We start from the raw sequence: 12,216 nt of genomic DNA on the forward strand, positions 1-12,216 counted from the left end.
AGTATTCTTCTGAAGAGTTATCATATGTCATTCTATAGTTCCGGGTCATATTGCAGTTTTGAAGAATGGCTTTTACTTCTGACTCCGAAATTCCATCTTTAAATTGAATAGTCATATTACTTACTTGAGATTCAGGATCTGGTGTTTTCATCTCTTCTACTGGCACTTTTACAAATAACCCTCAAAGCGCTACAAGAATTAGAAAAACAATAAAAATCGCGATTTCCTTGTCAATTTTGCTCATATCAGCACCTAAGAAATGAAGAAGATTCGATAAACCCATAGACTGGCTGTTTATACAAAGAGTATATAATCAACTGTTGAAACCAGAGATTTATCGAACTCCTCTGAGGAATTTTGGCTTATATATACGTTTTTTTCTTGACTGGTGGCGAATTCAATTTTTGGCGTACCATTCGACCCAATAGCCATTGGATCATTAATGCCAGTGATTTCAGGTTATCCAAGCCCTGTATTAGTTAGTCCTTCCTGAGTTTCCATCCATCATACAAGCAAGTCAAGCTTCCCAATAATCCGAAGCTTGGAGTGGAGTTATTATTGCTCGATTCATTTCCACTTGAGCTACTACCGTTATCAGATTCAGAATTATTATTGTTAGAATTATTGAGTTCTACAGCGTTTATTTCTTCAGATGGCAAGTTCGTTTCTTTAACCCCTATGTCTTCAGTTGCATTGGATTTTGCCCCTGTACTTTGGGCAGTCATATTGGAATCCTTAAGAGGCACAATTACAATCCCAGTAGGATAGATTCCTGCATTCACCGTAACCGTAACAGTGTTTGTGGCAGTGTTTATTACAGAAATGTTGTCGCTTTCGGCGTTTGTCACATATACTTTGTTTCAATCCATGAAAATAAATTACCTTTTCCTTTTTTATTCTCTGGCTTTAAGCTATCAACTTTCCCTTCTCCGTTAGCCATATAATAGGACTCAGCAATCAATTTCTTTAGTTCTGGTGTTTCTTCAGTGAGATTTGCCATTCCCCTGATTCCATAATAAACTATGAAATAATCTTCTCTCTCTTTAAGGAAAGAATTCTTGTACACCAGAAAATATCCGGATGTTTCCGGACTCATATACCCAGTTGCATTAAAGGAGTAAGGGCCATAAATGGGTCTCCAAGAATTTTTAGCTTCGCGCTTTTCAATTACCTCCTGAAGTTCTGCACTAATATTCAGCCCCTGATGGGATACATTACCGTTTTCTTCCAGATACTCATAAAGGGTATTTTCCCCTTTTAAAAATTTAGATTCATCGTCAAAGTACCAGACATTTATAAATTTTCCTTCAGAATAGTTTCCTGCATTACAGTAAGGAGAAATCTTCGGAAAAAGTGGTGTACAGCCCAGTTCATTCCCCTGCCAGGCTCCTGGTATGTACCATCCTGGCATGCCCTCTGAGGGAGGCAAACCTGGACCAATTGAAATAACATCGAGAATAAACCATACTCCAATAAGAGCAATTATCAAAAATATCAAAAATGCTATTTTTTTACTTATTTTCTTGTGAAACATTTATGTGCCTCAATTCAATAAAAATATAATGGGTGGTTAAGGCCTCACCCATGTTGCCATAGCTCCAGTCCAGCTCCCAAAAGTTAGGTAGTGTTTATTACTCGTGTCCCATGTATCATGGATATATACATAATCGCTACTTCCATCATAGTATCCCACACAGGTAACACTATGATCACCATATGGCTGAGTGTAACCATTACCTGTTCCACCGTTTAGCATGCTAAGCACGAAAGGCTTATCTGCATTCACTTCGGTTTTTACCTCAGACCATGAGACATAGATATCATTGCTTGCATCAAAGTTATTATATCCATGGTTATTGCAAACTGTTTCTATACCATCGTCAATCGCCCATGGCCAGGTTGCTCCATTTCCCGGCCACTCTGTACCCATCGCAGTAGCTAATTCCCTAACTAGATCAGGCCCCGTTATTAAGTAAGAATATCCATGGCTGGCCCAATATCCTAATACCATCCCAGACGCAGTTGGAGAACAACCACAGAGCCAGCCATACTTAGGCACACCACTGATTGTTTTTGAACTTGAAGACGTAGAATAACTTGAGGAATTAGCCATTTCTTTTTCTAAGACAGTCCATTGTATGTTTGAATTTTGTGTTCTTATTTCTTGTTGCTGTTGTAAATATGTGTTGTTAAATAAACAGTCTTCTTCATTTACGGGAATACTCACATTTGATTTATTAAAATCTACTATAGTTGAAAATGGTAAATCCACTATTACTTTTTCTTTAGCCTTACCTTCAGTATCGATTAGTGCATACTCTGCGTAGTAGAAGGTTGGGCCTAAATAAAGAGGTTTCATCCTTCCAATAGTCAGTTCTTCTTTATCATTACTTTCTAACTTTATCTTGTTGGCGCGTTCTTGTGCCAGTGATTTTGAACGGGTTGTATATTCTGGTATTTCATTAGGTATTTTGCCTTTTGAAAACTCCAAAACAGGATAGTTATCCTTCGTCGCTGAAATGAATATATATCCTGCTTGTTGCTTGTTTTCGATAATGTTATATGAATAAGCTGATATTTTACCATCAAGATCGTAGTAAACAGTAGATAGTTTCACAGTAGCGTCTTCCCAGTCTTCAAAATTAGGTACAGATCCAGAAATCTCTTTTATAGAGTAAGATGCAACTTCTTCCGCCTGCTTTTCGCTGATCATACCTAATGAGTAAGTCACATTCGACGATTCTTTCTGTGCGCTTGCTGCTGGCATCAACGCCATACCAACCAGCAATGTTGCTAAAAAAAGTATACCTATTCCAATTTTGTTCTTAACCATATTTTTTCTCCTGTTTAGCACCCAGGAGGCAGAATCAGGCAAGCCAAGCCTTAAATAAAAGCAAAGCTAACATAATCGCTGCCTCTTAGGGCGTGTTTATGGAGTTCGGGTAACATTGGGAAACTACATTTGAACTCCATAAATTCTTCTTACCTAACTCCTTATAAGTTTTATGTCCAGAGTCTCTAACAATGCGATTTTTATACTAATTTCGAGCCTTTAATTATTCCTTGACTCTTCTTGATCTTTGATTGTTGGATGATTTGGGTAGAAAAGCTTATATGTCGTATATTGCTTCAATTCATATTCAAAATCGAATATATAAAAGAAGGTGCGCAATTCTGCTGTATTTTACCCCATAAGATTTACATGCTCGACATATGAAAACAAATACAGTATGCATCATTGTTTAAAGTTACACTTAAAATATTTAATGGCTTAATGCTACTGTTTTTCAGTTCAAGTCCGTAAGTCCTATCCAATTATAGAATCAAATTTTATTTTTCAGACAGGCCCTAAAAAATGTTCCTGCCTGCTGGTTCCGTCCCCTTATCCTGTTCCCTTATCCCTGTCTGCTGATTCTGCGGTGCCGGCTTCAAAACCGGAAAGAAAAAAGCCCGAGATCCGAAGAATTTGTTTCAGGCAGGTAGCCCCCGCATCCCCACTCCCATCACAAGCAGATTTGTTTCCATTGGGGGATGATTCCAGCCGTCAGGCGATATGGTCTTTTTCTCAACAGAAATTTCAACCTGGCTTCCACTGAGCCCGCAGTCTTTCATATAATCCTCAACGAGCTTTTTTCCAATTTCGGTTGCAGCTTCCAGGGCTTCTGTGTATGCATCGAACCTCAGCCTGCGGCCTGGTGCAAAAACCAGGAAATCCTTATCCGGAGACATCAGGCTTGCAGGCCTGATAAGAATTTCCACTCTTTTGATGCCTTTTCCTGCAAGGGCTCCCACAGCATTTCCTACCTCAGCATGCTCGGGAACAATAATTTCAGCATCAATATACTCCTCCAGTTCTTTCCTGTGTGCACGCACAGGGCCTCCTAGAAGGACAACAGGTACTCCCAGCCTGAACTTTGCAGGATAATTTCCGTCCAGGATTTTCTCAATGGCTGTGTACGGGACTCCCTGCAGAATATATGAAAGGAGGTGAAGAGACATATTTCTTGCAACTCTCTTTTTTACGGCAGTGCAGAACTCATAGGGTGTCATTCGCATGATCCTTGCAAGCTTTTCCGCTCCTGTTCTGGAAGCTTCTTCGTTCCAGGCTGTATATTCCCCGAGCACGTGCAGGGCATCTGTCGGCGTAAATCCTATTGCCTGAATGAGGCGTTTTTTGATAAGGGAGTCCAGGGTTTGAGGGTGGAGGTCCTTTCTGATAAGAGCTTTGATCTCATTCACTGAAACAGGCTCTTCTCCGATTACGCCAAGAACTTCTGCTTCAACTTTGCTTAACTCCCCTGCGGTGTAGCCTGACCTGATGAAAAATTTTGTGGGCTGGATATTTTCTTCCAGGTCTTCTCTGAGAGGCATGGGCGTCCGTTTCAGGTTATTCAGGAAACCCGGATACTGGACTGCAGCTACTGCGAGGGGTATTACCCTCCGCGGGCCGAGGAATAGCTCCCTGTTCACGATCCATATATGGCTGTCTCCGCCTGTAGCTGTTGTCTCCATCCTTATCGCCCGAACCCTTGTCTTCCAGCCGCCCACAACAGCCCCTTCATCGCTCAGGTCAGGGACTCCCATGCAGATCGAGGAAATATCCGTACTCGTCCCTCCCACATCCACAACCGCACATGTGTGCAGCCCGGAAAGGTAAGAGGCTCCTACAAGGCTTGCTGCGGGACCTGAAAAGATTGTTTCTATCGGCCTTTGAAGGGCATCCCTTATGCCTATGACAGAACCGTCGCATTTGAGCATAAGGAGCCTTGCATTAATTCCCCTCTCTGTCATATCTGCAATAATGGACTTTACAAACTGTCTGGTTATGGGGATCAGCTGGGCGTTAAGGAAAGCCGTTACTGCCCTTTCATAGGCTCCCAGTTCCTGTGAGAGTTCATGTCCGCAGACCGCAGGCAGCCCTGTGAGCTTCATTATTCTGTCCCTTGCTTTAAGCTCGTGTTCAGGGTTGCGTGTGCTGAAATAGGAGGATATGGCAAAGGCCGATACTTTATCTTTTATGAGCAGCGCAAATTTTTCAATGGCTTCCAGGTCAAGCGGAGACACCTCTTCTCCATTATGATTATGCCCTCCTCTGACAAAGAGCACATGCCCTGTTGGAAATTCCTTTTCGAGAGGGTGCTCTCCTATGAGGATCAGGGCTACGGGAAAACCTGTCCCTTCAAGAATGGTATTTGTGGAAAGGGTGGTGGATACGGATACCAGTTTTATGTTTTTGACATATTCCGGATTAAGTCCATCAATCACTTTTTTGATGCCTGCAAGCGGGTCAGGATAGGTCGTCAGGGCTTTATTTGAGTCTACAATCTCCCCGTCCGAGTTCCTTACGAGCACTGCATCTGTGTAAGTGCCTCCAGCGTCAATCCCCAAGCTGTAATGCATACTGAAAATGACTCCTTTTTCTTTTTCTGGAAATGCCTTTTGAAAGGTTTTTATTTCTTTTTTGACTTTAAGAAATAGAATTATTTCGGAATAAATAATGATGCGATTAAGAAATAATCTGAAATTATTAAATATATAGTTATTTCAAGATGATTTGAAATAATTAATAAAATGGTTTGAGCAGATAGAAATGAAATTGGTGGAAGAGTGCCGGATTCTTTGCAGGAGCTGACTGAAATTATCCAGGAAAGTAATCCTTCTTCCCCGAAAAATAGAGAAACGAAAAAGTAGAAAATAGCTTTCAGTTAGAATACTGAGTTTAAGAAGAAATTATAAGGAACTGACTTTTATGACTTCCACAAAAGCTTCTCAGAACGCTACTCCTCACCTTCCTGAAGACTATGACGCCCAGATCTCCCATGTTCTCCCTTACTACTCATTTTTCCATCAGGAAACTATCAGGCTCGTCAAATCGCTGCCCTCAAGTCCGAAAATATGGCTTGACACCGGATGCGGGACAGGCTCACTGGTCAATAAAGCTATTGAGGAATTTCTCGATACAAAATTCCTTTTACTTGACCCTTCGGAAGGCATGCTGGAGCAGGCGAAGGGAAAATTATCATTCTACCCTGAAGAAAAGGTGGAGTTTCTGAAAGCTTCCTCTACCCAGGAATTTTCTCAGGAACTGGAAGAAAAGCCGGACGTTATCACTGCCATACAGTGCCATCACTACCTCAGCCGTGAAGAACGTTCCCGAGCTACCGGAGTGTGTTATGATCTTCTAAAAGAAGGCGGGATTTACATCACCTTTGAGAACATAAGGCCGATGACAGAAGAGGGCATCACTATAGGAAAACGATACTGGGGAAGTTTTCAATCCGCACACGGAAGGAAAGAAAAAGAAATCAGGAAGCATCTTGAGCGTTTTGATACCGAGTATTTCCCCATAACTGTTGAGGAACATCTTAAATTGTTAAGAGAAACAGGATTCAGAACTGTGGAGTTGTTCTGGTACTCTTATATGCAGGCTGGTTTTTACTGCATTAAGTAATACTGAAGCTTGAAGCTGCATGAATTTCTAAATAAGTGAAAAAAGATATGAGAAAAATGAGAAAAAGAAATTGACTTAATAAGAGTCTTTCTTTTTCGTGCTTCTTGTACTTCTTGTGTAGTTTGTGCCTTTTGAGCTGCGAGATTCGCTTCGAGAATTGCCTCGAGATTCGCCTCTAGAATCGCCCCGGGAATCCCCTGAACCCTTTGAGCTTCTTCCCCTTGATTTCTGGGCGAGTTCTACGAAGGGTTTGCTTCCTCTCCTCTTGTTTTTGAAGATTTCGATCAGGGCTTCAGCCTGAGCAAATGGAAGAGTTACAAAGGAGAAATGCGGGAAAATTTCTGCGTCCCTTACTTTGAGTTCGCTGTCCCCAAGTTCTTCCTGGATGAAATATGAAAGCTTGTCCGGGGTCATGCCGTCGGCTTTACCCATGGCTATGAAGAGCCTGGACTTGCCTTTCCTGTCGACATAGGAGCTGCCGCTTGAGATTTCAGTGTACATGCTTTCATCGAACTTGTCTTTGAAGGTATACTTCAAAAGGGCAGCCAGAATCTTTTCTGCGGGGTATTCTTCAAGGAGTTTTTCGCTCATTTCAAGGCAGTCCCCGTATTCTTCCGTCTTTATGGTCTCTTCGAGTTCGGCTTTTACCCTTGCCCTTTTGGCTTTAATTACATCTTTTATTTCGGGAATGCGGCCTTTCTTCATTTCGGACTTTGAAGTCTTTTTAATGTAAGTGAGCCTTCTGAATTCCGTGGATGTGACAAAGGTAATGGCAGTTCCCTGTTTGCCCGCCCTTCCTGTCCTCCCTATCCTGTGCACATAGGACTCAGGGTCCTGGGGCAGAGCATAGTTGATGACGTGGGTCAGGTCCATGATGTCGATGCCTCTTGCTGCGACATCGGTTGCTACGAGGATGTTTATCTTCTGCTTCCTGAACTTGTTAAGGATCTTTTCCCTCTCCTGCTGGGAAAGGTCTCCATGAAGGGCATCGGCTAAATAACCCCTGTCGCTAAGCTTCTGGGCAAGCTGACTGGTGTCGGTCTTTGTCCGGCAGAATATAAGCCCGTAAAATTCGTCTTCTATATCGATAATCCTGCAGAGGGCTTCGAACTTGTCGCTTTCCTTAACCTCAAAATAGATCTGTTCGGTCAGGTTTTCTGTAAGCTCCTCTTTCTCAATTGTAATATGCTCGTAGTTCTGCATGTACTTCTTGACAATTCCAAGGATCGGCTTTGGCATTGTGGCTGAAAAGAAGAGCATCCTTTTGTCGGGACCTGTTGCCTTTAAGATCTCCTTTATGTCATCAATGAAGCCCATGTTCAGCATTTCGTCGGCTTCGTCAAGAACGAAATAAGAGATATGTTCGAGGTTGAGGCTCTTTCTTTCGAGGTGGTCGATGACCCTTCCCGGAGTCCCTACGACAATGTCCACTCCGCTCTTCAGCACGCGAAGCTGCTGGGTCATGGACTGCCCGCCGTATATGGGGACGATGTGCAGTTTTTTGTCTCCTTTTATGGAGTTAAGCTCTTCTGAAACCTGAATTGCTAGTTCCCTTGTAGGAGTCAGGATTATTGCCTGAACGACTCCTGATTTTTCAGGAATTTTCTCTATGATGGGGGCTCCGAAGGCTGTAGTTTTGCCTGTTCCTGTCTGAGCCTGCCCTATAATGTCTGATTCTCCTTTCAAAAAAAGCGGAATGACCTTTTCCTGAATCGGAGTTGGTTCTTCAAACCCTTTCTTTTTGAGGGCTTTCAATGTACTGTCCGAGAGCCCAAGCGCCTTAAATTTTGCTAATTTTTCCATGTACTCACTCTAGAATTTACGATTATTTTCTACAGGTCCCGCAGATTGCAGACCTGCTGTTTATGTACTATCTGCCGCATGCCCGGCAGTTTCCTCTAAGGAAAAGCCCATTTACCAGCGTCCGTACATGATACCAGCTAAAACAGGTAAACATGCCGCATAAATGGTTAATCTCCCCGGACTGCGAAAAGTTGCCTTAGACCAGGGAAATTCAGAATTAGTATGATAAACTTATACAGCAAAAAATGGCTTCTTGGATAAGTTGCGGACACTTTTTGAATTCTTCCCCGTGATACAGGCAAACGAGTAATTAGACCGCGGTCTTTTACTCCAGTAGATACACACTAGACCCCTTTCCTGTATATAACACTTTGCTACCTTTCGGGCATAAATCGCCAAAAAAAGGGTAATATCCGGAAAATCTATAATTGAAAAACTGCTAATCCATAACTAAATTTATATACTTGTCTTCAAATTTATATTTTTAATGTATCTTTTTTCAGGTCAGGGCTTACTCAGTACCAGCCCTTAAGATGAAGCTCGTCCGTCAGCATTTCCTTTAGAAGGTTCAGCCTGTCAATTGAATTCCTGATCTGCTCCGGTTTGTCCACCAGTTCTTCGCATCCGGTCTCTTCCTGAATGGTTGTAACCCTCAGGAGTTCTGCAAAATTTACGCACTCGTCCAGAAAGCTGTTAAAAAGCCTGCGAGCCTGCACAAAATAATCCGAAGTCCTGAAATCCGGCTGAACGGTTTTTTCGTATTCTGCTCTCTGCTTCATCTCTGCAGCCAGGACCCGGGTTTCAACATAGTCCCCGACAGTCAGATAATTTCCCAGATTCTGCAGGGTTGTCCCTATATGCTGAATAAAGTATGCAACCTCAAAAGCCCACTGTTTGTCAAAGTCCGTTCTTGAGCCGTAGTCAAAAGAAGAGGAGTTCATATGCAAGGGTCATCTCCTGTTATGTTTTTCTTTTCAGCCTCTGAAGATAATAACTTTTCTACTTTGCTCGGCCTGGCTCTGGCTTATTCGGGAATAACAATATCCTTCAGCATGTTTTTTTCTCACTGTTGTCCGGAAAAATGGGTTGAGAAAAATAAACTACGAAATAGAATAAACTACGAAAAGTAACCCGCTAAATAAACAGTCTCAAGGTTGAGTCATTAATCAATCTTAAAAAAGAGTGGATTTCCCATTTTTTGAAAAAACAGGGGGATATTTGTAAGCTTTCGTTTTTCAATATCCCCTGATGACTTGAATTTAGATGAAGGATTGAACCATCATCTAAATTTTTCCGAATCGAGTTTATTTAACTATTTCTTTACTTGGTTCGTTCTATTATTGCTTCTTTTTATGCAGGAATACTGCAAGCAACCCTATAATACCATAAACTACACCAAACCCGGGTGCGCTTGTATTTTCTTCCTGTTCCTTTTCCTTATTGGATTCTATATTCCCATCAGATTCTATATTCCCATTATTTTGTTTAGCATCTTCAGTGTCAGCTTCAATCTGTATATGATTGTCAGCTTCTTCCTCCGTATCTTCACTCACTTGAGTGTTTTCTGTAGGTTTAGAAACCACCTTGGCGCTGCCAGTTCCACCACTTCCATGGTGGTGAGTATCAGAGTTTCTGTCGTTACCTTCTGAGCTCAAAATAATCGATTGCTTTACACTGCTGCTTTCTTCCGGAAGCTCATTACAATTTACCGTTGCCTTATTTTCAATGAATCCGTCTCCGCCACCGTTGGTGCTTATATCTACCTGAGTCACCGTATACTTTCCTGTGTATTCCCATGTTTCTCCAGGATTCAAGACTCCAGGCTCACTATCATCTCCGGCGGGGCTCGCCAGTGTAATCATCGGGTCACTTACTGTAACTCCTGTCAGATCCACGTTTCCTTCATTTTCGACTACTATCTTATATTCGATTATGTCTCCCGGTTCATTGATTATACAGTCTCCAGCTTTATCGATGCCCACTATGGATTTGTATATGCAGTAATCTGGTTTCTCCTGCACTGGTTCTTCTACTGGCACCTTTGCACTGTCTGATTTCGGATCCAGCTGATCACAATCAACCGTTGCCGTATTTTCAATGAATCCATCTCCTTCGCCGTTACTGTCTATGTCTGCCTGAGCCGCAATGTAATTGCCGGTATAGATCCATATTTCTCCTACTTCGAAAATTCCATTGTTATTCAGAGACTCTGCCGGTCCGGTGAGATCTTCAATCAGAGTGTCGGTAACAGTTACATTTGTCAGGTTAACATTTCCCGCATTGATCACCTGAATCTTATAGCTGATAACATCTCCTGCCTGTTCCACTGTTCCTTCTAATCCTTTTCCAGCCACATCCATAATGGTTTTATGAATGACATAAGCCGGCTCTTCTTCTATCGGCGTTTCTTTTATCGGTACTGCAGCGCTATCTGATAGAAGCTCAAGCTGATCACAGTCGACAGTTGCTGTATTTTCTATGCATCCGTCTCCCTGGCCGTTACTATCAATGTCTTCCTGAGTTACTGTATAATTTCCACAGTATTTCCATATCTCACCCGGATTCAAGATTCCCTGCTCAGCGTCGTCTCCTGTTGGTCCTGTCAGTGTAATCATCGGGTCGCTTACTGTAACTCCTGTGAGGTCTACATCTCCTCCATTTTCTACCATTATCTGGTATTCTATTATGTCTCCAGGCTCATTGATAATACAATCTCCAGCTTCATCGATGCCCACCGCGGATTTGTATATACAGTAATCTGGTTTCTCCTGTACTGGTTCTCCTATCGGTACCTCTGCACTGTCCGATATTGGCTCCAGATGATCACAGTCAACAGTTGCCGTGTTATTTATGAATCCGTCTCCACCACAATTACTGTCTATATCTTCCTGAGTCACCGTGTAATTACCAGTGTATGTCCAGTTTTCTACTACCTCAAGAACTCCATCATTATTCAGAGATTCTGCTGGTCCATTGAGATTCTCAATCAGAGTATCAGTAACAGTTATATTTGTCAGGTTAACGTTTCCTGTATTGGTCACTATAACCTGATAAGTAATGATTTCTCCTGCTGCTGTTACTGTTCCTTCTGATCCTTTCCCATCAACATCAGTAACTACTTTGTCTATGATACATCCCGGTATCTCTTCTACAGGTTCCTTTCCTATTGGAACAGCTTCACTGTCTGATTCTGGTTCCAGTTGATCACAGTCAACAGTTGCTGTGTTATTTATGAATCCGTCTCCTCCTCCGTTACTGATCATGTCTTCCAGGGTGACAGTATAAGTTTCGGTATACGTCCACGTTTCTCCTACCTCAAGAACTCCATCATTGTTCAGAGACTCTACTGGTCCAGTGAGATTTTCAATTAAAGTATCAGTAACGTTTACATTAGTCAGATTAACGTTTCCTGTATTGGTCACGTTTATCTGGTAGCTTATCACATCTCCAGGCTTTGTAACGTTTCCTTCCGGTCCTTTGCCGGAAACATCTGTAACTACTTTATCAATGATGCAATCAGGTTTGCCACCAATAGGAACAGCTTCGCTATCTGATTTTTGATCCAGCTGATCACAGTCAACAGTAGCTGTGTTGTTTATGAATCCATCTCCTCCTCCATTACTGTCTATGTCTGCCTGAGTCACAGTATAATTTCCACTGTAAGTCCATGTTTCTTCAACTTCGAGAATTCCATCAGAATTAAGAGATTCAACCGGGTCTGTAAGGTTGCCAAGCAGAGAATCAGTAACCGTTACATTAGTCAGGCTAGAGTTTCCTGTGTTAGTAACGTTGATCTGGTAACTGATCACATCTCCTGCTTTTGTTACATTTCCTTCCGGTCCTTTCCCAGCCACATCAGTAACTATTTTATCAATAGTGCAAGCAGCATTCTGTTCTGCTGTTACCGTTTCGTTATCCGTGTTAGATTCGGTTGTATTGTTTCCGAAAACACCTGTAGCAAA

At 42.1% G+C, this 12,216-nt stretch carries 7 protein-coding genes and 1 pseudogene; 1 reads left to right on the forward strand and 7 read right to left on the reverse strand.

Features of this window, described 5'->3' with window-relative positions; all coding sequences use genetic code 11:
• Positions 1-479: 479 nt before the first annotated feature.
• The 4 genes and pseudogenes from PLL47_RS13135 to PLL47_RS13150 form a co-directional block, all read right to left on the reverse strand.
• A pseudogene (locus PLL47_RS13135) lies at positions 480-857 on the reverse strand (YncE family protein); the annotation flags it as partial.
• Positions 845-1,534, reverse strand: coding sequence for a hypothetical protein (locus tag PLL47_RS13140; protein WP_324446810.1), 690 nt, complete (start codon positions 1,532-1,534; stop codon positions 845-847). The pseudogene PLL47_RS13135 and the gene PLL47_RS13140, both read right to left, overlap by 13 nt.
• Positions 1,535-1,570: 36 nt before the next feature.
• On the reverse strand, positions 1,571-2,833 hold the full coding sequence (locus tag PLL47_RS13145; protein ID WP_324446812.1) for a C39 family peptidase: 1,263 nt from the start codon (positions 2,831-2,833) through the stop codon (positions 1,571-1,573).
• Positions 2,834-3,471: 638 nt separating this feature from the next.
• Positions 3,472-5,400, reverse strand: coding sequence for a hydantoinase/oxoprolinase family protein (locus tag PLL47_RS13150; protein WP_324446814.1), 1,929 nt, complete (start codon positions 5,398-5,400; stop codon positions 3,472-3,474).
• A 349-nt stretch (positions 5,401-5,749) separates the two neighbouring features.
• Between PLL47_RS13150 and PLL47_RS13155 the strand changes: the two genes are divergently transcribed.
• Complete coding sequence (locus tag PLL47_RS13155; RefSeq protein WP_324446816.1) at positions 5,750-6,451, forward strand: class I SAM-dependent methyltransferase; 702 nt, start codon at positions 5,750-5,752, stop codon at positions 6,449-6,451.
• 75 nt (positions 6,452-6,526) lie between these two features.
• Here the strand turns inward: PLL47_RS13155 and PLL47_RS13160 are convergent, their stop codons facing one another.
• The 3 genes from PLL47_RS13160 to PLL47_RS13170 form a co-directional block, all read right to left on the reverse strand.
• Positions 6,527-8,254 carry a DEAD/DEAH box helicase gene (locus tag PLL47_RS13160; RefSeq protein WP_324446818.1) on the reverse strand — a complete coding sequence of 576 codons (1,728 nt, stop codon included), beginning with the start codon at positions 8,252-8,254 and terminating at the stop codon, positions 6,527-6,529.
• A gap of 515 nt (positions 8,255-8,769) precedes the next feature.
• A complete protein-coding gene (locus PLL47_RS13165; RefSeq protein ID WP_324446822.1) occupies positions 8,770-9,195 on the reverse strand; it encodes a hypothetical protein in 426 nt (141 codons plus the stop codon).
• Between the two features lie 396 nt (positions 9,196-9,591).
• On the reverse strand, positions 9,592-12,216 hold a 2,625-nt coding region (locus tag PLL47_RS13170), incomplete at its 5' end, for a CLIPPER-2 domain-containing protein (protein ID WP_324446820.1).

This window comes from Methanosarcina sp. (assembly GCF_035390745.1).
GTDB lineage: Archaea > Halobacteriota > Methanosarcinia > Methanosarcinales > Methanosarcinaceae > Methanosarcina.

Excerpts from the sequence above, each read along its gene's own strand:
- PLL47_RS13140 (WP_324446810.1), bottom strand. The coding sequence starts at position 1,534 with ATGTTTCACAAGAAAATAAGTAAAAAAATAGCATTTTTGATATTTTTG.
- PLL47_RS13145 (WP_324446812.1), bottom strand. The coding sequence starts at position 2,833 with ATGGTTAAGAACAAAATTGGAATAGGTATACTTTTTTTAGCAACATTG.
- PLL47_RS13150 (WP_324446814.1), bottom strand. The coding sequence starts at position 5,400 with ATGCATTACAGCTTGGGGATTGACGCTGGAGGCACTTACACAGATGCA.
- PLL47_RS13155 (WP_324446816.1), top strand. The coding sequence starts at position 5,750 with ATGACTTCCACAAAAGCTTCTCAGAACGCTACTCCTCACCTTCCTGAA.
- PLL47_RS13160 (WP_324446818.1), bottom strand. The coding sequence starts at position 8,254 with ATGGAAAAATTAGCAAAATTTAAGGCGCTTGGGCTCTCGGACAGTACA.
- PLL47_RS13165 (WP_324446822.1), bottom strand. The coding sequence starts at position 9,195 with ATGAACTCCTCTTCTTTTGACTACGGCTCAAGAACGGACTTTGACAAA.